This is a genomic window from Pontibacter sp. HJ8 (assembly GCF_054824225.1).
Genome location: NZ_JSYF01000225.1, coordinates 1 through 21,942, shown reverse-complemented (window position 1 = coordinate 21,942; position 21,942 = coordinate 1). Strand labels below are relative to the sequence as shown.

General features: G+C 52.3%; 20 protein-coding genes and 1 pseudogene. 10 read left to right on the top strand and 11 right to left on the bottom strand.

What is annotated here, in order from left to right:
- Positions 1-253, bottom strand: a pseudogene (locus OB13_RS10740) (hypothetical protein); the annotation flags it as partial.
- Positions 254-431: 178 nt separating this feature from the next.
- Between OB13_RS10740 and OB13_RS10735 the strand changes: the two are divergent.
- Positions 432-974, top strand: coding sequence for an REP-associated tyrosine transposase (locus OB13_RS10735; RefSeq protein ID WP_461490165.1), 543 nt, complete (start codon positions 432-434; stop codon positions 972-974).
- A 221-nt stretch (positions 975-1,195) separates the two neighbouring features.
- Here OB13_RS10735 and scpA read toward each other — a convergent pair whose 3' ends face one another.
- The 5 genes from scpA to OB13_RS10710 form a co-directional block, all read right to left on the bottom strand.
- Positions 1,196-3,340, bottom strand: a complete 2,145-nt coding sequence (gene scpA / locus OB13_RS10730) for a methylmalonyl-CoA mutase (protein ID WP_461490164.1) — start codon at positions 3,338-3,340, stop codon at positions 1,196-1,198.
- A gap of 102 nt (positions 3,341-3,442) precedes the next feature.
- Positions 3,443-3,934, bottom strand: a complete 492-nt coding sequence (locus tag OB13_RS10725; protein WP_461490163.1) for a GNAT family N-acetyltransferase — start codon at positions 3,932-3,934, stop codon at positions 3,443-3,445.
- A 160-nt stretch (positions 3,935-4,094) separates the two neighbouring features.
- Positions 4,095-4,466, bottom strand: coding sequence for a YybH family protein (locus tag OB13_RS10720; RefSeq protein ID WP_461490162.1), 372 nt, complete (start codon positions 4,464-4,466; stop codon positions 4,095-4,097).
- 80 nt (positions 4,467-4,546) lie between these two features.
- Positions 4,547-6,394, bottom strand: a complete 1,848-nt coding sequence (locus tag OB13_RS10715; protein WP_461490161.1) for a methylmalonyl-CoA mutase family protein — start codon at positions 6,392-6,394, stop codon at positions 4,547-4,549.
- Between the two features lie 89 nt (positions 6,395-6,483).
- Positions 6,484-6,864 carry a YkvA family protein gene (locus OB13_RS10710; RefSeq protein ID WP_461490160.1) on the bottom strand — a complete coding sequence of 127 codons (381 nt, stop codon included), beginning with the start codon at positions 6,862-6,864 and terminating at the stop codon, positions 6,484-6,486.
- Between the two features lie 67 nt (positions 6,865-6,931).
- Between OB13_RS10710 and OB13_RS10705 the strand changes: the two genes are divergently transcribed.
- Positions 6,932-8,269, top strand: coding sequence for an amidohydrolase (locus tag OB13_RS10705; RefSeq protein ID WP_461490159.1), 1,338 nt, complete (start codon positions 6,932-6,934; stop codon positions 8,267-8,269).
- An 80-nt stretch (positions 8,270-8,349) separates the two neighbouring features.
- On the opposite strand, the gene OB13_RS10700 is transcribed toward OB13_RS10705, so the two are convergent.
- Positions 8,350-9,747, bottom strand: coding sequence for a T9SS type A sorting domain-containing protein (locus OB13_RS10700; RefSeq protein WP_461490158.1), 1,398 nt, complete (start codon positions 9,745-9,747; stop codon positions 8,350-8,352).
- A gap of 191 nt (positions 9,748-9,938) precedes the next feature.
- Here OB13_RS10700 and OB13_RS10695 point away from each other — a divergent pair, with 191 nt between their 5' ends.
- The 3 genes from OB13_RS10695 to dnaA all read left to right on the top strand — a co-directional run bounded on the left by OB13_RS10695 (position 9,939) and on the right by dnaA (position 13,174).
- Positions 9,939-10,694, top strand: coding sequence for a 5'-nucleotidase C-terminal domain-containing protein (locus OB13_RS10695; RefSeq protein ID WP_461490157.1), 756 nt, complete (start codon positions 9,939-9,941; stop codon positions 10,692-10,694).
- Positions 10,695-10,708: 14 nt separating this feature from the next.
- Entirely contained in the window at positions 10,709-11,644 is a 936-nt protein-coding gene (locus tag OB13_RS10690; protein ID WP_461490156.1) for a bifunctional metallophosphatase/5'-nucleotidase, read from the top strand.
- Positions 11,645-11,749: 105 nt separating this feature from the next.
- Positions 11,750-13,174, top strand: coding sequence for a chromosomal replication initiator protein DnaA (gene dnaA, locus OB13_RS10685; protein ID WP_461490155.1), 1,425 nt, complete (start codon positions 11,750-11,752; stop codon positions 13,172-13,174).
- Between the two features lie 76 nt (positions 13,175-13,250).
- On the opposite strand, the gene OB13_RS10680 is transcribed toward dnaA, so the two are convergent.
- Both OB13_RS10680 and OB13_RS10675 read right to left on the bottom strand, forming a co-directional pair.
- Entirely contained in the window at positions 13,251-13,754 is a 504-nt protein-coding gene (locus OB13_RS10680) for a hypothetical protein (RefSeq protein ID WP_461490154.1), read from the bottom strand.
- 62 nt (positions 13,755-13,816) lie between these two features.
- Positions 13,817-14,251: an OsmC family peroxiredoxin gene (locus OB13_RS10675; protein ID WP_461490153.1), complete on the bottom strand. Its 435-nt coding sequence runs from the start codon at positions 14,249-14,251 to the stop codon at positions 13,817-13,819.
- A gap of 168 nt (positions 14,252-14,419) precedes the next feature.
- On the opposite strand from OB13_RS10675, the gene OB13_RS10670 reads away from it, so the two are divergent.
- The 5 genes from OB13_RS10670 (at position 14,420) to OB13_RS10650 (ending at position 20,342) form a co-directional block, all read left to right on the top strand.
- Complete coding sequence (locus tag OB13_RS10670; RefSeq protein ID WP_461490152.1) at positions 14,420-15,919, top strand: GH3 auxin-responsive promoter family protein; 1,500 nt, start codon at positions 14,420-14,422, stop codon at positions 15,917-15,919.
- 150 nt (positions 15,920-16,069) lie between these two features.
- Positions 16,070-17,230, top strand: coding sequence for a 1-deoxy-D-xylulose-5-phosphate reductoisomerase (locus tag OB13_RS10665; RefSeq protein ID WP_461490151.1), 1,161 nt, complete (start codon positions 16,070-16,072; stop codon positions 17,228-17,230).
- A 60-nt stretch (positions 17,231-17,290) separates the two neighbouring features.
- On the top strand, positions 17,291-18,604 hold the full coding sequence (rseP, locus tag OB13_RS10660; protein ID WP_461490150.1) for an RIP metalloprotease RseP: 1,314 nt from the start codon (positions 17,291-17,293) through the stop codon (positions 18,602-18,604).
- Between the two features lie 14 nt (positions 18,605-18,618).
- Positions 18,619-19,845, top strand: a complete 1,227-nt coding sequence (locus tag OB13_RS10655) for a LysM peptidoglycan-binding domain-containing protein (RefSeq protein ID WP_461490149.1) — start codon at positions 18,619-18,621, stop codon at positions 19,843-19,845.
- A 2-nt stretch (positions 19,846-19,847) separates the two neighbouring features.
- A complete protein-coding gene (locus OB13_RS10650; RefSeq protein WP_461490148.1) occupies positions 19,848-20,342 on the top strand; it encodes a DUF6702 family protein in 495 nt (164 codons plus the stop codon).
- Here OB13_RS10650 and OB13_RS10645 read toward each other — a convergent pair.
- Both OB13_RS10645 and OB13_RS10640 read right to left on the bottom strand, forming a co-directional pair.
- Positions 20,339-21,085: a DUF4184 family protein gene (locus tag OB13_RS10645; RefSeq protein WP_461490147.1), complete on the bottom strand. Its 747-nt coding sequence runs from the start codon at positions 21,083-21,085 to the stop codon at positions 20,339-20,341. The two genes, OB13_RS10650 and OB13_RS10645, sit on opposite strands and share 4 nt — an antisense overlap.
- Positions 21,086-21,106: 21 nt before the next feature.
- The coding region (locus tag OB13_RS10640) for an OmpA family protein (protein WP_461490146.1) at positions 21,107-21,942 on the bottom strand (836 nt) is incomplete at its 5' end.

Sequence of the window (21,942 nt, the reverse complement as noted above, 5' to 3'; positions counted from 1 at the left end):
TCGTGTTGCCATACTTGGTATGCGGCATGTAGTCGCCATAGGCCTGCATCTCTTTCCAAAGGGTGTCGGCTACAGTGACTGCATAAATCCGGACAATAGGGCCTGTGTTGTTCTCATTCCGGTAAAAAGCCACTTCTTTGAAATCTCCTTTCAGATCATCTACACTTGGCAGCGAGAAGGAATCGTAGATGAACCAGATGACAAGGGCCGCGGAAATGGCCAGTAAGGTATATTTTGTGGATTTGGAAGACATGATGGAATAGGTTATTTACGCCGCAAAGGTACGGCTAAATGGCTGGCTTCACAAAAGTGCAGGGTGTTGTAAGTCCTCTGTAAGAAGGAGTGTGTCTGGCAATTCCACCAAACGGAGTACTCTTTGGGGGATTTTGGGGGCAGAAAAACAATAAGTGTATTCTTTCGTGTAAAGTTGCATGAGCACCAAATATAAAGCACATACGCCTGATGGAATATACTTCATAACTCTTACGGTTGTAGAGTGGGCCGATGTGTTTACCCGTCGCGAATACTGCGAATTAATTTGCGATAGTATAATGCACTGCCAGCAAAAGAAAGAGTTAACGCTGTATGCCTGGTGCATCATGACTAACCATGTACATATTATCTGTGCTGCGCCGGAGCTTTCAAATGTAATGCGCGACCTGAAGAAATATACTTCCAGATTTTTGCTGGAATCCATCAAAGCAAATCAGAAAGAGAGCAGAAGAAACTGGCTGTTGTGGCTGTTCAGGAGCGCCGGGGAGAGAAGCGCTAGTCATCTTGAATACCAGTTCTGGCAGTTGGGCGGACATTATGTGGAGTTGAGTACAAATGAAATGAAGGACCAGCGACTGGAATACCTGCATCAGAACCCGGTGAAAGCCGGCTTTGTGGAAGAGCCGGAGCAGTGGTACTACAGTAGCGCCCGGGATTATGCAGGAGGGAAGGGCAGGCTGGATGTTGTATTCCTCGAATGAATCAATAAACTGAGTTACTGGCGCCGGAATCTATCCGGTGCCGAAGATGGGTGTGAGTCTCCATACTCACTTTTGTGTGTAGTTGTGTAGTAAAGCGAGTCAGGAGACTCGCGTACACTGTAAGTCACCGGATAGATTCCCGCGCCAGACAATAGAAATAAAGAAAGCTGCAGCCGAACGAATTCAACTGCAGCTTTTAACTCTTAATTCTTAATTGGCATCTACTCCACCACCCGCTTGATCAGCTTCTCCAGGATATTCTGGGCGGCTACGGAGATGATCGTGCCCGGACCAAACACGCCTTCAGCGCCGGCCTTGAACAGGAAGTCATAGTCCTGAGCCGGGATCACACCACCTACGATCACCATGATGTCACCGCGATCCAGTTTGCGGAGCTCTTCGATGAGTTGCGGTACCAGCGTTTTGTGGCCGGCTGCCAGGGAGGAAACCCCTACGACGTGCACGTCGTTTTCGGCGGCCTGCATGGCTACTTCAGCCGGGGTCTGGAACAGTGGACCGATGTCCACATCGAAGCCGAGGTCGGCAAAGGAAGTCGCGATGACTTTGGAGCCGCGGTCGTGCCCGTCCTGGCCCATTTTAGCGACCATGATGCGAGGTCTGCGGCCTTCCAGCTCTTCAAACTGGTCTGCCAACACCTTCGCCCGCTCAAAGTTCTCGTCGTCGGAGAGCTCGGCGGAATATATGCCTGATATGGATCGGATCACTGCTTTATGTCTACCGTATATTTTTTCGAGTGCGTCAGATATTTCACCCAATGTGGCACGTTGGCGGGCAGCATTTACTGCCAGCTCCAGCAGGTTGCCCTCGTTGGACTCCGCCGCCCAGGTTAGTGCCTGCAGCGCTTCCTGTACTGCTTCGTTGTCACGAATTTCCTTTACCTGCGCCAGCCGGAGGAGTTGCGATTCGCGCACGGCTGTGTTATCGATGTCCAGAATGTCGATCTCCTGAATCTGCTCCGGACGGTATTTATTTACGCCTACGATCACATCCTTGCCGGAATCGATACGCGCCTGTTTGCGGGCTGCGGCTTCTTCGATGCGCATTTTCGGCAGACCTGTCTCAATGGCTCTGGCCATACCGCCCAGTTCCTCTACCTCCTCTATCAGGGTCCAGGCTTTGTGCGCCAGCTCGTGCGTCAGGGCTTCTACATAGTAAGAACCTCCCCACGGGTCCACCACATTTGTAATGCAAGTTTCCTGCTGCAGGTAGATCTGCGTGTTGCGGGCAATACGCGCCGAGAAGTCCGTTGGCAGGGCAATGGCTTCATCCAGTGCATTGGTATGCAGACTCTGCGTACCACCCAGGGCAGCGGCCAGGGCTTCCACGCAGGTACGGGTTACGTTGTTAAAGGGGTCCTGCTCCGTGAGACTCCAACCGGAGGTCTGGCAGTGGGTGCGCAGCGCCAGCGATTTCGGGTTTTTGGGGTTAAACTGCTGGATCAGCTTGGCCCATAGCATACGGGCCGCACGCATTTTGGCGATCTCCATAAAATGGTTCATGCCGATGGCCCAGAAAAAGGAGAGGCGCGGCGCAAACACATCGATGTCCATACCTGCCTTGAGACCGGTGCGCACATATTCCAGCCCGTCCGCCAGGGTATAGGCGAGCTCAATATCAGCCGTGGCGCCTGCCTCCTGCATGTGGTAACCCGAGATGGAGATGGAGTTGAAGCGCGGCATATTTTGAGAGGTATACTCAAAGATGTCGGCGATAATCTTCATGCTGGGCTCTGGCGGGTAGATGTAGGTGTTTCGCACCATAAACTCCTTCAGGATATCATTTTGAATGGTCCCGCTCAACTGTTCGGGCGTCACGCCCTGCTCTTCGGCGGCCACAATATAAAAGGCCATGATCGGCAGCACCGCCCCGTTCATGGTCATGGAGACCGACATCTGGTCCAGCGGGATCTGGTCGAAAAGGATCTTCATGTCCTCTACCGAATCGATGGCCACACCGGCTTTGCCTACGTCGCCTTCCACGCGCGGATGGTCGGAGTCGTAGCCGCGGTGCGTAGCCAGGTCAAAGGCTACCGAAAGGCCCTTTTGACCACCCGCCAGGTTGCGGCGGTAGAAGGCATTGGATTCCTCTGCCGTAGAAAAACCGGCATACTGCCGGATCGTCCACGGCTTTTGCACATACATGGTGCTGTAAGGTCCGCGCAGGTAAGGTGGCAGGCCGGCAGCAAAGTCCAGGTGCTCAAAGTTTTTGACATCCTCTGAGGTATAGAAGCTTTTGAGCGGGATCTGTTCAGCTGTTTTCCATTCCACAGGCTGCAGTGGGTCTGTAGGACCATGCTCCGCCGAGGCAACCTTGTTTATATCTATTTTAGAAAAGTCAGGCTTCATGGTTTAGTTTTAAATGAGTGGATGAGTGATCGAGTGAATAAAATTTTTCCTTCAGGCTTCTCATCCGTTCTGTATCTTTTTATAGTCTACGGGCATCTCCGGTTAAGAAACCAGATCAAACCGCTGCTCTGTTAACGGTTTGCCAAATGCCGTGGAAGGTTTTTCCTCCGTCAACTCAAAGCCATAGCGCTTGTACAAAGCGATGGCAGCTTCCTGCTCATGGGTGGTCCAGAGGAAGGTGGAGGTATAGCCCTTTTCCTTGTAGAAATCCATGAACAGGTCCATGAACTTTTTGCCCAACCCGATGCCCCTGAATTCCGGCTCAATCAGGAAGAACCTTAACTGGGCCACATTTCCGGGGCGGTGCATGAGGAGGAGCGATCCAGCTAGCCTGCCTTCATGCTCAGCCAGCCAGGACCGGTCTTTGTTCGGGTCGTACTGGCTGAAGAATTCGTGTAGCCCCTGGGCAACGTAACTTTCAAATTCAATTCCATACTGGCACTCGTTACTGTAAAGAGCACCGTGGCGGTACGTAATATAGCCAAGATCTCCGGGCTTTAATTCAGTTCTGATGGTAAGGTCACTCAGTTGCATAATTTAATTTTGAATGATTGATTGAGTGAATGTGTGAATAGCTTTTCTATCAATGCATCCGCTCATCAAAATTCAGTAAACTTTTTTGATGTTTTAGAATGAGCTGGTGAGTAAAAGTATCTGAGAAAATTCACTCAATCACTCATTCAAAATTCAGTCATTAACTCGCGTGCTCGGTGGTGATGACCCAACGGCCATCCAGCTTTTTCCAGAGCTGCGACGATACACCGCCCATCAGCTTTTTGCCCTGCAGATCGATTTTCCAGTGGTACACATAGTACACTGCCTCCGCAGAAACCTGTTCGATGTGCAACGGTTCGTAGGTATAGACGCCCATTTTGCTACGATTGGTAAAGTCTTTTTGAAATCCATCCAGCACTTCCTGGTAGCCTGTTTCGGTGCCGTTGCGGCTGATCCAGAGCATGTCCGGTGAATTCCAGTAGTAGGTCATCGCCTTTTCCAACTCACCCCGGTTCCAGGCGTCTACCTGTCCGTCGAGTGCTTCTTTTACTTCTGTGATTGCGTCTGTCATGGCGATACGTTCGGTTTTTAAGTTTTTTTCATAACAGACGCGTCAGCATACCTATCGGAAGGAGCACAGCGGCGGTAGACTTACTTCCCGTTGGTGCCGCCATTGTTGCCTTCTTCCCGTGACAGCCTTTTGTGTACCAGTTCTAGGATCGTAGACATGTCGCAGTCCTCGAAGATAAATTCGTCGTAGCCATGAGTAATCATATCTTCTTTCATGTGCTCCGGATCACCGGCCATGATGATGGTTGGCTTGGCTTTATGCGCCCGCAGTTTCGGGCCAAACTCGCGGGCATAGGCGGCTTCTGATGCGGACACTACGACCACTTCTGCCGCTGCATGCAACAGCCTGTCGGCTGCTTCCTCTGCGCTGCCATACTGCTGAAGCTCCGTTTCGAAACCGGCGCAACTGAAGAACTCCTGGGCAAAAGTGGCATTGACATGGCGCTTCTCCGCCTGCCCGATCACGGCCACTACCGCCTTCGGACGGCGCTTTCGCTTGCGCAGGTGCAGCTCGGTGGCCATACGCATGACCTCTGTAGGATAGGCTCCCCGGGTCGTATCAAAATCAGCGCGTTGTATTAGCTCTTCCGGGTCGAAGTCGATGGTCTCCTTTGGATTGGGGTACTTGTTGGTGCCTACCAATATCTCCCGTCCGGTGGCTATGTTTTTGAATTTCTTTCGGCTTACCTCCGTGATCGTGCCCAGTATAAAGCCACTTTCGTAAGCCGCTTCAAAGCCTCCCTGCGCTTCCACTTCCTTAAATAACTCCCAGGCTTTGGTGGCCAGTTCGTTGGTGATTGCCTCCAGGTAATAAGAGCCTGCTGCAGGATCAACGGCCTTGTTCAGGTAAGCTTCTTCTTTGAGGATGATGGAAACGTTGCGGGCGATACGCTCCGAGAACTCATCCGGCTGGCGGAAGGTATTGTCAAACGGCACTACCGTAAGCGAATCGCAACCGGATAAAACAGCTGACATGGCTTCGGTGGTCACGCGCAGCATATTCATGTAAGGGTCCAGGGTCGTCTGGTACCAGCTCGACGTAACGCTATGGATGCGTAAAGTGGCCGCCAGTGCCGGTTCCGCCTGGTAGGCTTCTACTACCGCCGCCCAAAGCAGGCGCAGGGCACGCAGCTTGGTTATCTCGAAGAAATAGCTGGTGCCGGCGCCCATGCAGAACTGCATGTTGCGCAGTACCGACTCCAGCGGTTCGCCGGCAGTGGTCAGGCGATCTGCGTAGGCAACGGCTGCACTGAGGGTATAGGCTACTTCCTGCGTAAGGGAGGCGCCAATGCTGCTGAAATTGGTGCCACAAACCGTGATGCCATAAAAGTCGCTGCTGTCTTTGGTCAGGTCCAGCACCCGGATAATGGCCTCGTTCTCCTGCTTCGACAGTTCTCCCTTGGCTGTCATCGGGTCGTACTGCACAAAGCCTTTGAGGTTGCGGTGGGAGGTATGTTGACCGGAAAGCTGGCGGTAGAGCCGCTCCAGGAATTTTTCGGGCGATACGCTTACTGTATAATTTACGGTGTGCTGGCTCAGATTCAGGGTGTTGATGAGGTACTCCACATCGAACTGCTCCTGCTCTTCTATAAGAAAATGGATGCCATCAGCTCCTCTTCCCAGTGCATCGGCGGCCTTGTCCACAGCGGCAACGCCATCGCCGGTTGCTTTTATCTGCTGTATGTTCAGCCAGTTGTTATCCCCGACGGTGTTGCCGCGCAGAAACGGGAAATCGCCGGGCTTTTGCTTTGTAAAGGGCAGGTGCGCTATGTCTTCTTTGGTATAGTAAGGCTTGATGAGTATACCTTCATAGGTTTGCCGGGACAGGCTCTCGAGCGGGGTGTCGCGCAGGTCTTTCTGTGCGCGGGCTGCCCAGTCGGCTGCCGTGGCAGGTGAGAATTCTGAGAATAGCTTCTGCTCGTCAGTCATCGTATTTGGGTGTTATTTCCTGTAAATATATACTTTCCGTCGCACCTAATAAAAAGTAGCTGACGGTATATCTGTTGTAGTGCTCTGCCTTACTCTACGCGAACCATCACCCGCTGGTATACCCAGAAGCCCAAAAGCAGCCAAAGTAGAACAATACAGGCGGCCATCCAATAATTCGGCTTTCGCTCCTGCAGCTGATGTTTGGCCTTCTCCCGGTATTCCTGCAAAACCTCCGGGGGCATCAGTTTCAGGGATAACCAGATGCCCAGCGGGAGCAACAGCAGGTCATCCAGGTAGCCCAGCACAGGTATAAAATCAGGTATGAGGTCGATGGGGCTGAAGGCGTAAGCGACAGTGAGGATGAGTACTACTTTGGCGTAAAACGGCACGCGCGGGTCACGGTAAGCAAGGTATAAGGTATAGATATCCTCTTTGAGTTTCCGGACGAATGATTTCCACTGTTGCAGCATGGCATGTTTTACGTCGATTCAAAAAAAACTGTAGCTTTATAGGTAGCGAATCTAACCAAACCTAAACATGAACACGAATCACATGCTGCTCCGCAAAGCCTTGCCGTTGTGCCTGTCCATCGGGCTGCTGGCCATTGTACCTGCTGTTGCACAGGATGCTAAATTAATTGCCAGAGCCAACACGATGGCTGATAAACTGGAGCCCAAAGTGATTGAGTGGCGGCGCGACTTCCACCAGCACCCGGAACTGGGCAACCGGGAAACCGAGACGGCTGCCAAAATAGCCGCTCACCTGAAGTCGCTGGGCATGGAAGTGCAGACCGGAGTAGCGCATACGGGAGTAGTGGGCATCCTGAAAGGCGGCAAGCCCGGCCCGGTAGTGGCGTTGCGCGCCGATATAGACGGACTGCCGGTAACAGAACGGGTGGACCTGCCCTTTGCATCGAAACAGAAGAGCACCTACAACGGGCAGGAAGTAGGCGTGATGCATGCCTGCGGACATGATACGCACATCGCCATGCTGATGGGAGCGGCTGAGATCCTGTCAGGTATGAAAAGCGACCTGAAAGGTACGGTGAAGTTTATCTTCCAGCCCGCCGAAGAAGGTTCTCCGATAGGCGAGGAGGGGGGCGCGGCCCTCATGATCAAAGAAGGTGTGCTGGACAAGGGGCCGAAACCCGAGGTGATTTTTGGCCTGCACATCAACTCACAGACAGAAGTAGGTACCATCAAGTATACTCCCGGCGGTACGATGGCCAGTGCCGACATTTTCCGGATAAAAGTAAAAGGCAAACAAGTGCATGGGGCATATCCCTGGTCGGGCGTAGACCCAATTGTGGTATCGGCGCAGATCATCAACGGCCTTCAGACCATCATCAGCCGCCAGACGGAACTACCGCAAGGTGCCGCAGTCATCACAGTAGGAAGCATACACGGCGGCGTGCGCAACAACATCATACCCGAGGAGGTGTTGCTGGAAGGGACCATCCGGGCTTTGGACGTGGACATGCAAAAGAAACTGCATGAGAAACTGAGCCTGACCGCGACTAAAATTGCGGAGAGCAGCGGAGCCGTGGCGGAGGTATCCATACACCCGCAGACGCCTGTAACCTATAACGACCCGGGGCTGACGGAAAGGATGCTGCCTACACTGCATGCAGTGGCCGGGCAGGACAAAGTAGTGCTGGCCAAAGCCGTAACCGGTGCCGAGGACTTTGCTTTTTACCAGGAAAAGATACCCGGGCTGTTCCTCTTTGTAGGCGGCATGCCAAAGGGCAAAAAGCCGGAAGAAGCCGCCCCACACCATACCCCTGATTTTTTTGTAGATGAAAGTGGCATGAAAACAGGTATAAAAGCACTGACCGCCCTGACGCTGAATTATATGGCAGGCAAGGGGAAGAAGTAAGGTTCAGGTATAGCAAAAGCGCCGTTGGCAAGCCTTTAGGTTGCCAGCGGCGCTTTTTATTTGAGAGGAGATTTTACAGCTTATTGCAGCACCAGTTTTCCGCTGCTGACAGGTTTGTTGCGACTGGTTAAGGTATACAGGTATAGCCCACTGGAAAGTGCGGCTGGCCGCGGGAGAGCGTTCGGCCCCGGACGCAAGGTATAGCTGGTCACCACTCTGCCCGTTACATCCCGCAGTTGCAGGTATAGCGCGGGCAGTTCGGGTGCTTCCAGCACAAACCGGTCGCTGGCAGGGTTGGGGTATAGCCTGATTTTGCCAGCGATGAAGTCATCAGAGGAAAGCGGCCGGCGCTGTTCGCCTACATGCAGATAGGCAAAGGCCCAGTCATCCTCAATCTTAAGATAGTGCTGGTTAAGTGATTTATCTTCCAAATGCCTGCCCCGGATGCCAATCAGATAGGGTTCCATCCGTTCCAGTTCAGGGGTAGGCGTGAAGGTATAGGTGATGGCAAACCCATCCAATGTGTCCCGGAAGGCAAGCGAAGCCTCGAGGAGGTTTAAGGTATCCAGTTCACCAAAAGCTCTGGCGCTGAGCGGCAGGTCACTGCCCGGACTTTCGCGCAAATAGAACTCCAGCTTTACAGGTTGGCCCGGCCAGGTCTGTATAGAACCATCGTCGTTCACGGTCAGGCGGTCCTTGTTCAGCAAGCTTAGCACAGGTTGGTCGATTCGCTCATCCACCTGAAAGGATATGTCCACCACCATAGAGCCAATTTCCCTTCCATTTCGCATTTCTATCACACGCAACGCAATGATGTACTCTCCTTTCATACCCGGATTCTCCCAACGCAATTCTCCGAATTCAGTCACTGTTAACCCCTGTGGGGTCCAGAAGCCCGGAACATTTACCGAGAATCCAGAGGGAGACCTGTACTTAGGAGGCACCAGTTCATATACCAGGTAGTCGCCATCTGCATCATAGGCTAGTAGGTTGTGTGTCCAGGGCTCACTGGTATAGGCCACGGTAAGAGGTACCCCGGCCAGTTTCGCTCCATCGAGGTTTTGCGTCAGGGTTCCGGCTCTTACCTGCGTGTATACCTGGAACGACAATTGGTCAGAAGGTGCCGCAACATTGATAATCCCGCCGTTACGGTTCTCCCCGGTCCAGGTAACAATGTAGTTGCCGAGTGCTGCATAGGTATAGCTCCAGGTAAAGGTTTCTTGATCGTAGCGACTGCTGTAGGGGAAAACCTTGTCACGATCGACCCTCACAGTACTGCCATCACCCATATCCACCATCACAAACGGGTCATCGGCTGGGGAAGACCTCGTGGTATAGAGGGTAAAAACAAAGTCAAACTTGCGCGGATTCTGCGGATCTGCTGTATAGCTGATATAGCCGCTGTAGATGTGCGTAGCCTGCCCAAGCAGGGGCACGAGGAGCAGTGCCAGCATGACGGGTATTAATTTGGTTTTCATAGGCGAGTAAGGTTTGAGATGTATACTAGGTATTTAAATATACTTAAAACGAATAGTAATTGTCAAAGAATACATTAAAAGTCGGAAATATTATTAATTTAAAATTTCATGGTTAGTTTTAGGCATAGAACCTATGCGGCTTGGTTGGTGTTGGTGAGGCTGGTAACTTTGTGGTCGATTCTGACACGCGAATGAAAAATAACTATTCAAAGGCCTTTGGTGCCCTTGCACTGGCCTTGAGCCTCGTCTCCTGCCAGCGCCCCTGGCAGGCATCGCCCAGCCTGGAACAAACCGATATGGCGGTAGACCAGGCCATTGCAGCCGATTCCGCTACTGAAGCGCTGATTGCACCCTACCGGGAGGAGGTATCGGTTAAGATGTCGGAAGTAGTGGGTACGGCACCTGTAGCTTTGGGCAAGGGAGATTACGAATCGCCGCTCGGCAACTTTGTGGTGGACCTGCAACTGGCCCAGAGTGAGCCGCTGTACGGAAAGCCCATCGATCTGTCACTCACTACGAACGGCGGCCTGCGGCAGCCGCTGCCGGAAGGTGAGATTACCACTGGTCACGTGTTCGAACTGATGCCCTTTGAGAACGAGCTGGTGGTGCTGACATTGAAAGGCGAGGCGGTGCAGCAGTTATTTAACTTTGCAGCCCAGAAAAAAATTGCTCCTATTGGCAATGCCACCTATACCGTATCCGGAGGAAAAGCCACCGGCATTCAAATCGGCGGAAAACCTTTCAACCCGGGCCAGACCTATACCTTGGTTACTTCCGATTACCTGGCCGGGGGCGGGGATAACCTGACCATGCTCCGGAATCCGGTAAAGTCTGAGAAAGTAGGCTTGCTGCTGCGAGAGGCCATTCTGCAGCACATCCGCCAGTTGACAGCCGGCGGAAAACCGGTAACTGCACCGGCCGGCAAACGCGTGACCGTACTCCCCTAAGCTATACCTGACCCATGAAGAGAAGAGACTTTATAAAGCAAACGGCAGCAGGGGCGGCAGGTATCGGGTTGCTCGGGCTGCCCTTCGCAGCAGAAGCGGCCAGCCAGACAATCAAACTGACCATCCTGCACACCAACGACCAGCACTCCCGCATCGATCCCATACCGAACGATGGCCGCAAGTATGGCGGTATGGGAGGTATGGCCCGCAGAGCGACGCTGATTGACCGCATCCGGAAGCAGGAACCCAACGTGCTCCTGTTCGACTCTGGAGATATCTGGCAGGGGACGCCTTACTTCAACTTCTTCAACGGAGAACTGGAGTACAAGCTCATGACCCGGATGAAGTACGATGCCGCTACGTTGGGTAACCACGACTTCGACATCGGACTGGAAGGACTGCACAAACAACTGCCGGTAGCTGGTTTTCCTTTCCTGACGGCCAACTATGACTTCTCCGAAACCATTCTCAAAGACCGCTTTCAGCCTTACAAGGTGTTCGAAAAACAAGGTATACGGATCGGCGTTTTCGGATTGGGTATAGAACTGGAGGGGCTGGTCGGTAAAAACATGTACGGCCAAACCGTATACCTGGACCCGGTGCAGAAAGCACTGGAGATGGTGCAGGAGCTGCGCGAAAATCAGAAATGCCACCTGGTAATCTGCCTCTCGCACCTGGGCTACAGCTACGACACCGAAAAAATTGATGACCGCAAACTGGCCCGGCAGGTAAGCGGAATCGACCTGATACTGGGTGGCCATACCCATACCTTCCTTGAAGAGCCGGAGGTGCTGCGGCACGAAAACGGCCATGAAACCATGATCAACCAGGTAGGCTGGTCTGGTATTTTTTTAGGAAGGATCGACTTTGCATTCAACAGAAAATCAAAGCGAAGGACCAATGTTGCCACTGCCGTATTGCCTGTGGATAACCCTGTATTATCTTCGTGAATAAATAATTTTTTGTTTAGAATAATTTAGTCAAATTTGTAACCCCCCTGCCGTTAAGGAGAGGTTTTTTTCACCAGACGAATCAAGTGTGTTTTGGAAAATTGGATGATCAAAGACTGCTCAACAGTATGGAGTAACTGCCTGCAGGTAATAAAGGATAGCATTGGAGACCAGAGTTTTAAAACCTGGTTCGAACCGATCAAGCCGCTTTCTCTGCGAGACAATGTACTTACCATACAAGTGCCCAGCCAATTCTTTTATGAGTGGCTGGAGGAGCACTATGTGGGGCTTCTGAAGAAAGTGATCTACCAGGAACTGGGAAGTGAAGGGCGCCTGGAATATTCTATTATTGTGGATCGGGGCAATGAGACCAACAAACCCCAGACGGTCAACATCCCGACCAAAAAAATACCGCAGGCTGTTGTGAACTCCTACCGGCCGGAGCAGAATTTTATCAAAAGCCCGTTCGAGTCCAAAACGATCGACCGGAACTTCCTGAATTCGCAACTGAACGGCTCCTATACCTTCGAAAACTATATCGAAGGAGACTGTAACCGCCTGGCACGTTCAGCAGGCTATGCCGTAGCCAACAAGCCCGGCACGACTTCCTTCAACCCCCTGATGGTTTACGGTGGCGTAGGGCTGGGTAAAACGCACCTGGTGCAGGCCATTGGCAACCACATCAAAAACAGCAACCCCGATAAGTTTGTACTCTACGTTTCGTCCGAGAAATTTGTAAACCAGTTCATCGAATCGGTCAAGACAAACAACGTGCAGGATTTTGCCAACTTTTACCTGTTGGTAGATATCCTCATCATCGACGACGTGCAGTTTTTGAGCGGGAAGGATAAAACGCAGGAGATGTTTTTCCACATCTTCAACCACCTGCACCAGTCCGGCAAACAGATCGTGATGACCTCGGACTGTCCGCCGCGCGACCTCAAAGGACTGGAAGAGCGCCTGCTGTCCCGCTTTAAGTGGGGCCTGACAGCCGACCTGCAAAGCCCGGATTTTGAAACACGGATGGCCATCATCCACAAGAAGATGCAGAGCGATGGCATCGACATACCCGAAAACGTGGTAGAGTACCTGGCTTACAGCGTGGATACCAACGTGCGTGAGCTGGAAGGCGTGCTGATCTCACTGATCGCGCAGTCCTCCCTCAACCGGAAAGAAATTGACCTGGAGCTTGCCAAGCAGGCCCTGAAGCATATCATCGAGGATGTGGAAACAGAGGTAAACCTCGACTTCATCCAGAAAACAGTGGCCGAGTATTTCCAGGTGAGCCTGGACTCCCTCAAGGCCAAGACCCGCAAAAAAGAGATCGTGACGGCGCGCCAGGTAGCGATGTATTTTGCCAAGGAGTTCACCAGCCATTCGCTCAAGTCCATTGGTTACCACTTCGGCGGCCGCGACCACAGTACCGTCATTCACTCGGTGCAGACCGTATCTGACCTGATCGATACCGACAAGAAATTCAAAGTAAGCATACAGGAGCTTCAGAAGAAGTTCAAGTCCAAAGCAGGCTAACTTGCTGCCAGGCTATAAAAAGAGAAGGGCCATACGCTAACGTATGGCCCTTCTCTTTTTGGGGTATAGGTCCGTTTTAGCTGGCGCTGCCCGTTTCCGTAACTTCGAAATTATACTCGGCGCCTAACTCCTTTATCTTTCCCTTGATCCTGTCGATATCCTTCTTTTTGCGCACCTGCTTCAGGTCCAGGTATACCTTGTTGCCGTCGCGTTCCGTCACCCGGAGGGCCATGGGCGACATGTGGACGGAGGCAATATCAGGTATGGACGTGATGCGCTTGGTACGGAACACGCCCTGTTTCTGCACAATGTACTCGGGCGTGACTTCAATGTAAGACTGTATGCCAAAAATAGACGTGTTCTGCAGTACCACATAGCCCAGGAAGAAAACAGCCAGGCCAAAAAAGATATAATACAGGTAATTCTGATCGTCAGCAGAGTTTTCGCTCATCAGGAGCATGGTAGCCCAGGCCAGCCAGAAAAGTGTCAGGACAAGCTGTACTGTAAAGGAAAGCTTAGCATTGCGTGAAGGACTTAATTGAACCAGAAGAGACGACCTTGCATTACCAGTTGCTGCCATAAAGGAGATTTAGAGTGTAACATAAAGGCACTTAGATATGCCTTTGCTGCAATATAGCGATTTTATTTTTTTAGTGTAGCAGTAAGTAGCATCTCCGGTACGGCAGCCAGCACCTTTGAAATCGGACAATTGGCCTTGGCTTCCTGTGCCAGCCTCTGAAACTCCTCATCCTCAATGCCTGACACGCTGGCTTCGGTGTTCAGTTCAATTTTCATGACATGGGGGCCTCCGTCCTTTTCGCCAAGATGTACGGTCGCCACAGTCGAGATACTATCCGGCTTGTAATCGGCCTTTTCCAGCAGGGCGCTCAGAAACATAGAGAAGCAACCGGCATGCGCTGCGCCGATCAACTCTTCCGGGTTCGTGCCGGATTTGTCTTCCCCAAAGCGGGTGGCAAAGGAGTAGTTGGCTTTTACGCCGCCGTTACCGGTCTCGACCTGTCCGTTTCCGTCTTTCAGGCCTTTGTTCCATTGGGCTTTTGCTGTGCTCTTTTTCATCGTTGTGATTGGTTAAGGTACTTGTTTTAAGATGGATGTAGTACCTATAAACTGTCAGAGCGGATTTTTTGTTAGCAGAAACACCTACAAAGCGCCCAAAACATGGTGAACGGGTATGGCATTGCTCGTTTATCTGGCTATATTTACCCTCCTAAAACGCAGATTTTTATGGGTGTGAAAGCATGGTTAAGTAAGCCACTTGCCGCTTACGTGCATAAACAACACCAGTCCTGGATACAAGACCCGGTAGAAGCACAGAAGGCTGTTTTTGAAAAAATTATACAAAAGGCCCAGCAGACCGTATTCGGGCGCGACCACGATTTTTCCGGCATCAAGACGCACGCTGATTTTGTGCAGGCGGTGCCGGTGCGCGATTATGAAGGACTCAAGCAGTACTTTAACCGTGTGAAGGAAGGGGAGCGGAATATTCTCTGGCCCGGAAAGCCGCTATACCTGGCCAAAACGTCCGGTACTACCTCCGGCACCAAGTACATCCCGATTACCAACGACTCCATACCCAACCATATCAACGGGGCCAAAGATGCCTTGCTTGCCTACATCCACGAAACCGGCAACTCCCGTTTTCTGGACGGCAAGATGATGTTCCTATCCGGCAGCCCAGTGCTCGACGAAATGGGCGGGATCAATACAGGCCGGTTATCCGGTATCGTAAATCACCATATACCTGGCTACCTGCGCACCAATCAACTGCCGAGTTACGAAACCAACTGCATCGAAGACTGGGAATCCAAGCTGGACCAGATCATCGAAGAGACGATAGACGAGGACATGACGCTGATATCCGGCATACCGCCCTGGGTACAGATGTATTTCGATAAACTCAACCGGCAGACGGGGAAACTGGTGAAAGACATTTTCCCGAATTTTTCCCTATTTGTGTATGGTGGCGTGAATTTTGAGCCATACCGCAAAAAGCTGTATGAATCGATCGGCAGGCAGGTAGACTCGATCGAAACATTTCCGGCCTCGGAGGGTTTTTTTGCCTACCAGAACGAGCAAAATGACCGGGGGTTGTTGTTGCTGCTCAATGCCGGTATCTTCTTTGAGTTTATACCTGCTGAGGAATATTTCAGTGAAAACCCGACTCGCCTGACCATCGGCGAGGTAGAGCCGGATGTGAATTATGCCCTGGTGGTGAGTAGCAATGCCGGCCTGTGGGCGTACTCCATTGGCGATACCGTCAAGTTTACTTCCGTGAAGCCTTACAAGGTGGTGGTAAGCGGGCGCATCAAGCATTTTATTTCTGCTTTCGGGGAGCACGTGATCGGCGAGGAAGTGGAAAAAGCTATGAAGTGTACGATGGATAAATATCCGTCGGTCGAGCTGGTGGAATTTACCGTGGCACCCTACGTGAGCCAGGACAAGGGCCAGTCGTATCATGAGTGGCTGGTCGAGTTTTCAAAGCCGCCACGCGACCTGGTGGCCTTTGAGAAAGAGCTCAACATGCAGTTGCAGAAGCTCAACTCCTATTACGACGACCTGATCACGGGCCATATTCTGAGCGATCTGAAGATAAAACCGCTGCCGATGGGTACGTTCCGGAATTACATGAAGTCGCAGGGCAAACTGGGCGGCCAGAACAAGGTGCCCCGCCTCAGCAATGACCGGAACTTGGCAGAAGGGCTGCTCTCCATTACGAATTCCTAATTACGAATTACGAATGAGGGAAAATGTATTGAGAGTATACAGGCAGACTGTGAAGAGATAATAAAGATTTTAAATAGCACCATCATTACGAGCAAAGCGAAGCTGGAGAAAAAGGCCAATTCGTAATTCGTAATTCGTAATTCGTAATTAATGAAAAGAATTGCCATACTTGGCTCTACCGGCTCCATCGGCACACAGGCCCTGGAGGTGATCGGAGCGCATCCGGATAGTTTTGAACTGGAGGTTATCACCGCCCATCATAACGCCGACCTGCTCATCGCGCAGGCGCTGGCATTTAAGCCCAACGCGGTTGTGATTGCCAACGAGAGCTTGTACGAGCAGGTAAGAGACGCGCTGCAGCACGAAGACATCAAGGTATACGCCGGCGCCAATGCCCTCAACTCCGTTGTGGAAATGGGCACCGTGGACCTGGTGCTGACCGCCATGGTTGGCTACGCCGGGCTGCAGCCGACCATTCGGGCTATCAAAGCCGGCAAGCACATCGCGCTGGCCAATAAAGAAACGCTGGTTGTGGCCGGGCAACTCATCACCGAACTGGCCGGGCAGCATGGCGTCAGCATATACCCCGTAGACTCGGAACACAGTGCGATTTTCCAGTGCCTGGCAGGTGAGTTCCATAACCCGATCGAAAAGATCATCCTCACCGCTTCCGGCGGACCTTTCAGAGGCCGTAAGACGGAGGAGCTGCGACAGGTGACCAAAGCACAGGCCCTCAAACACCCCAACTGGGAGATGGGCGCCAAGATCACCATTGATTCGGCTTCGCTGATGAACAAAGGGCTGGAAGTGATCGAGGCCAAGTGGCTCTTTGGCCTGCGCAACGATCAGATAGAGGTGGTGGTGCATCCGCAGTCGATCGTGCACTCGCTGGTGCAGTTCGAAGATGGCTCCATCAAAGCACAGCTCGGCCTGCCGGACATGAAACTGCCGATCCAATACGCGCTCAGCTACCCGCAACGCCTTAAATCCGATTTCCCCCGCTTCAACTTCCTGGACTACCCTCAGCTGACCTTCGAGCAGCCCGACCTGGAGACCTTCCGGAACCTGCAGCTTGCTTTCGTTGCCATGGAACAGGGCGGCAACATGCCCTGCGTGCTCAACGCGGCCAATGAAGTGGCGGTGGCGGCCTTCCTGCGCGAAGAAGTAGGCTTCCTGGAGATGTCCGATATCATCGAAAGCTGTATGGCAAAAGTTCCGTATATTGCGAATCCTTCTTATGAAGACTATGTTACTACAGACAGTGAAGCCCGCCAACGGGCAGCTGAGGTAGTGCATAAATTGAGTTTGTAATACTGCTTCAACTGTTGAAGCAGTCCTTTTTTGATCATTATTCTTATTTTATTTCTTTAGATGGATATTGTAATTATGGTAGGCCAGCTCATCCTGGGCCTGACAATACTGGTTGGTTTGCATGAGCTGGGACATATGTTGGCTGCCAAATGGTTTGGGATGCGCGTTGAAAAGTACGCCATTGGTTTCCCACCCAAAATTTTTAGCAAGAAGATAGGCGAGACCGAATACATGCTGGGCCTGATCCCGCTGGGCGGTTTTGTAAAGATATCAGGTATGGTAGATGAGTCCCTGGATACGGAAGCGCTGAAGAAAGATCCGGAGCCCTGGGAATTCCGTGCCAAGCCGGCCTGGCAGCGCCTGATTGTGATGATGGGCGGTATCATTGTTAACGTAATCACCGGTATCGTCATTTTTATTGCCCTGACCTACCATTATGGCGAGAGTTACCTGCCGGCCAGCGAAGTGAAGTATGGCGTGCAGCCCAACGAGATCGGCCAGGACATCGGTTTTAGGACCGGCGACAAGATCGTGGCGGTAAACGGGCAGCCGCTCGAGAAGTTCGACGATGTCTACTCGATGGACATGCTGCTGGGCCGCGACTCGTACTATACCGTAGAGCGCAACGGCGACCGCGTGAACATTCCTATACCTGCTGACTTCATGGACCGCATGGCCGACAACAAAGAGCGTATGTTCTTTGTGCAGCCCCGCGTTCCTTTTACAGTGGGCGAGGTCGTGCCGGGTAGTGCCGCCGCGGATGCGGGCCTGAAGGCAGGAGACTTCATCAAAAGCATCAACGGGGAGAATGTAGCGTTCTTCAACGAGTTTCAGGCAACCATGCAGAAGTATGCCGGCAAGCCAATTGCGATCGTAGTGGAGCGCGGTGGCAAGCTGGTGGAACTGAAAGGCACCGCCAATGAAGACGGGACGCTGGGTTTCTACCACAAGCCCATGCTGGAGTATGCCACGCGTGACTACAGCCTGGGCGAATCCATCCCGATGGGCGCCAACCAGGCATTCGGTGTGATCACCGCGAACCTGAAAGGTTTCGGCAAGATCTTTCGGGGGGAGGTATCTGCCTCCAAATCCCTGAGCGGACCGATCGGCATCGCGCAGATCTTCGGCGATACCTTCAACTGGTATAAGTTTTGGTCCATTACCGGCATGCTGTCAATGGTGCTGGCCTTTATGAACTTCCTGCCTATACCTGCCCTGGACGGTGGCCACGTTGTATTTTTAACATACGAGATGATCAGCGGCCGCAAGCCGTCTGACAACTTTTTAGAAAACGCCCAAAAAGTGGGCATGGTAATTTTGTTGGGCTTAATGGCTTTCGCTATATTTAACGATGTGTTCAAGATAATCTTCTAACCCAAGATTCCCCTATGAAAGCCATCTTTAAGTATGCTCTGGCACTAGTTGCTTTATTTGTTTTTATTGAATTTAACCAAGCCGGAGCTGCTCCCGTAGCTCCGGTATACCTTAATAACCAGCACGCTGTCGCTTCCGACAGCGTGTACCTGGTACAGCAGGGCGATACCTACTACAGCCTTTCCCGACGATTTGGTGTACCGCTCGATTCGCTTCAGAAATGGAACGGTATGCAGCTGCAGCTGGGCCAGAAGCTATACCTGACACGCAAAGCTGCCAAAGCGAAAAGTACGGTAGCTGCTACGAAGCCTGCTGCCACTCCGGCACCAGCCGTTAAACCGGCCACTACCGCAACGGCAACACCAGCTGCAGCAAAACCAACTACAGCTAAATCAACTCCATCTGCGCCAGCAGTAAAAGCAACTGCCACACCGGCGGCTACCAAAACAGGTATAGCTACTACCACAGGGCCTGCCCGTACGAATGAGAGTACCTCCGCTGCGGCGTCCACCATACCTACGTTGGAAAGCAAAGTGAAGCAGCGTATCCTGGTGGTCCCTTTCGACCCCTACCTGTACTTCTCTGATGCAGACGACGAAATAGCCCGCAAATCTAAGATACCACGCCAGAACGTGCGCCACGTATTCCGGGGCAGGCTGAATGCCTTGCTGGCGCCGGATGGCTACGAAACCATCAACCTGTTGGGCGGCGTGTACCGCGACAGCGTGAGCGAACTGAGCACGCTCTACAAATCTCTGAGCTACAGCTACCAGGACAACAAGCAATCCCGCTACAACCACCAGCCGGTCGTGAAGAGCAAAGAGCGGGAGAATGCCCTGGAGTGGGTGAAGCGACAGAAAGAAAAAGTGAACATCAAGGGAGGACAGCCTGCCACCGTGCCCGTTGCCCAGGACGAAGACAAGCACTTTGGCGTGAAGGTGAAAGACCCGAAATTCTTTACGCACTTCAACGGCCAGTACGGCATCGACTACTATGTGTTCATCAATCAGTTTGAGGTAAAAACCAATTACGAAAACTGCCTGGACCGGGCCACCTGGAACTACGAGCGCGATTTCCTGGTTCACTACTCGATCTATGACAGCAAGGGAGAACTGATCTCGGGCAACAAAGTGAAAGTGCCTTACCAGTCCAATATGAACGATGTGCAGCGCATCGTGAGTGACAACATGCCGAATATGGCAAAGCGTGTACTGGCTGATCTTCCTTCTGCCCAAAAGTAACCATGTACAAACGTATTTTTCTGGCGATGGCGCTCACACTGGTGAGCTTTCTGGCCCATGCCCACGATTACCACGCCAGCATCACCGATGCCCGGTATAATCCCCGTTCCAAAAATCTGGAAGTAGCCATCAAGGTCTTTACCGATGATCTGGAGAACGCCCTTTCCAAACAATTCAAAACAAAAGTTACCTACAGCAACGCGGCCAGAGTGCAGGCTTATGTGCAGGAATACCTGAGCGGCATTCTTTCATTTGAGTTGGTAAAGGGAAAACCGCTGGCCTATACCTTTGTGGGTGCTGAGCAGGAAGCAGATGTGGTATGGGTATACCTGGAAGTGCCTCTGAAGACAGAAACCTTATCCCACATTTACGTGCGCAATGCCGTGCTGCAGGAGCTGTTCGATGATCAGATGAACATGGTGAACCTCGACTACAAAGGGAAGGTGAGCAGCAAACTCTTCCAGAAGCAGGACGGCATCCAGAAAATGTCCTTCTAAGTCCGCTCCCTGCGCCAGGCCACCTGCACCGACAGGCTGGCCGCCATCGTCGCGAGCATACAACCTGTGATAAACGTCACGACTATGCCCATCAATGAGGTAGGGATCGGGCTGATCGAGAGGGCAAAAGCCATAAAACCTAAGCCTGCTGCCCCTATTCCCGCCCAGAACCATGCCTTGGCTGAAGTCTCAACCCCACCCGTAGCAGGTATGGTTTTGAGCCTCCAGGTATAGCGCAGGATAGCCAGGCTCCCCAGCAGCGTACTACCATGCTGTAGAAAGCGGCAGACCATCACCTCTTCTCCCCCTACAAGTACCATCTGGCTGAGCACGGGCAGCTGTTGTACAAAATAACCCGAAATGTGCGTGAAACTATCCCAGAAGATGTGGGAGGAAGCCCCGATGACAACGGAGACTGTGAAGGTGAGCCAACGCGCTTTTATGTAAGCAGGCCACTGCAGGACAGGAACCGCCAGCGCGCGCTGTTGCAACCAGCCGGGGAGGTGCGCTACGACAGGCCTTCTGACCAGCAGTTGGAAAATCGATGCTAGAACAAACGCAACGGGTAGGTCAAAGAGCAGGAGGCCAGCCAGGGTATGGCCGCTTGTGCTGAAGAAGGGCCACAGTAGAAAATAATCAAAATCAGGCGCCAGACTTCCCATAATAAGGCCGGTTGCCGAGAACCAGCGGCGGTTTTTCAGCAAGGGCAGTATGATGGCGGGGTGTGCAGCAGTAAAAGGCATAGACAAGCAGAAGTTGCTACTCTAATTTACCTTTTCCCCTTTGCTCACCAAGGGTTTGATCAGCCGGAACTCCACGCGGCGGTTGATGCGCTTGTCTTCCTCTGTCTTCTCCTCGCGCAGGGGTTTGCTGCTGCCGTAGCCATAGGCATCAATGCGACCTTCTTCAATGCGCACTTTCTGCTGAATGTAATACATGATGGCATCCGCACGATCCTGCGACAGCACCTGGTTGAATTCCGGATCACCGGCGCTGTCTGTGTGGCCGGCGATCTCCAGCCGGAAGCCCGGATGTTCTACCAGGAAGAAAGCCACCTCGTCGAGTATCGTGTGCATACCGTCTGTGATGGTGGACTCATTGGGTTCAAATTCAATGTTTTGAAATACCATCGGGATGCTGTGGTTGATCACGGTGGCCATGATCTGGAAAGAGGTATCCTGCTGCAGGGCCAGCTCCCGCTCAATGGTGAAGAAATCAGGGCTCTGGATGATCATCATGTAGCGGGCATTGTCGATCAGATGGAAGGCAAAGGAACCGTCCGGCCGGATGTACTTGGAAGAGATCTCAATGCCGTTGTCCAGGTCGATGATGGAAATGACACCGGTGAGGGGTTTATTCGAAACAGAGTCACGGAGCACGCCCTCCACCTTGGTCACGGCCAGCGGGTGGGCCTCCATCGGCAGCGGGAAGGAGAACAGGTCCAGGTTCTTGATGTCCCGCTCTTCGGAGCGGGCATAGTACAGGTCCTTCGATTGTGAGTCGATCGTGAAGTAGTATTCGCTGCCCCGCCCGTTCACCAGCGGGCCTATGTTACGGGGTTCCTGCCAGCGGCCTCCCACCAGGTAGGTTTTGTAAATAT

Excerpts from the sequence above, each read along its gene's own strand:
- OB13_RS10700 (WP_461490158.1), bottom strand. The coding sequence starts at position 9,747 with ATGAAAACCAAATTAATACCCGTCATGCTGGCACTGCTCCTCGTGCCC.
- OB13_RS10680 (WP_461490154.1), bottom strand. The coding sequence starts at position 13,754 with ATGGCAGCAACTGGTAATGCAAGGTCGTCTCTTCTGGTTCAATTAAGT.
- OB13_RS10690 (WP_461490156.1), top strand. The coding sequence starts at position 10,709 with ATGAAGAGAAGAGACTTTATAAAGCAAACGGCAGCAGGGGCGGCAGGT.
- OB13_RS10720 (WP_461490162.1), bottom strand. The coding sequence starts at position 4,466 with ATGACAGACGCAATCACAGAAGTAAAAGAAGCACTCGACGGACAGGTA.
- dnaA (WP_461490155.1), top strand. The coding sequence starts at position 11,750 with ATGATCAAAGACTGCTCAACAGTATGGAGTAACTGCCTGCAGGTAATA.
- OB13_RS10645 (WP_461490147.1), bottom strand. The coding sequence starts at position 21,085 with ATGCCTTTTACTGCTGCACACCCCGCCATCATACTGCCCTTGCTGAAA.
- OB13_RS10675 (WP_461490153.1), bottom strand. The coding sequence starts at position 14,251 with ATGAAAAAGAGCACAGCAAAAGCCCAATGGAACAAAGGCCTGAAAGAC.
- OB13_RS10735 (WP_461490165.1), top strand. The coding sequence starts at position 432 with ATGAGCACCAAATATAAAGCACATACGCCTGATGGAATATACTTCATA.
- OB13_RS10695 (WP_461490157.1), top strand. The coding sequence starts at position 9,939 with ATGAAAAATAACTATTCAAAGGCCTTTGGTGCCCTTGCACTGGCCTTG.
- OB13_RS10725 (WP_461490163.1), bottom strand. The coding sequence starts at position 3,934 with ATGCAACTGAGTGACCTTACCATCAGAACTGAATTAAAGCCCGGAGAT.
- OB13_RS10710 (WP_461490160.1), bottom strand. The coding sequence starts at position 6,864 with ATGCTGCAACAGTGGAAATCATTCGTCCGGAAACTCAAAGAGGATATC.
- OB13_RS10650 (WP_461490148.1), top strand. The coding sequence starts at position 19,848 with ATGTACAAACGTATTTTTCTGGCGATGGCGCTCACACTGGTGAGCTTT.
- rseP (WP_461490150.1), top strand. The coding sequence starts at position 17,291 with ATGGATATTGTAATTATGGTAGGCCAGCTCATCCTGGGCCTGACAATA.
- OB13_RS10655 (WP_461490149.1), top strand. The coding sequence starts at position 18,619 with ATGAAAGCCATCTTTAAGTATGCTCTGGCACTAGTTGCTTTATTTGTT.
- OB13_RS10705 (WP_461490159.1), top strand. The coding sequence starts at position 6,932 with ATGAACACGAATCACATGCTGCTCCGCAAAGCCTTGCCGTTGTGCCTG.
- OB13_RS10715 (WP_461490161.1), bottom strand. The coding sequence starts at position 6,394 with ATGACTGACGAGCAGAAGCTATTCTCAGAATTCTCACCTGCCACGGCA.
- OB13_RS10665 (WP_461490151.1), top strand. The coding sequence starts at position 16,070 with ATGAAAAGAATTGCCATACTTGGCTCTACCGGCTCCATCGGCACACAG.
- scpA (WP_461490164.1), bottom strand. The coding sequence starts at position 3,340 with ATGAAGCCTGACTTTTCTAAAATAGATATAAACAAGGTTGCCTCGGCG.
- OB13_RS10670 (WP_461490152.1), top strand. The coding sequence starts at position 14,420 with ATGGGTGTGAAAGCATGGTTAAGTAAGCCACTTGCCGCTTACGTGCAT.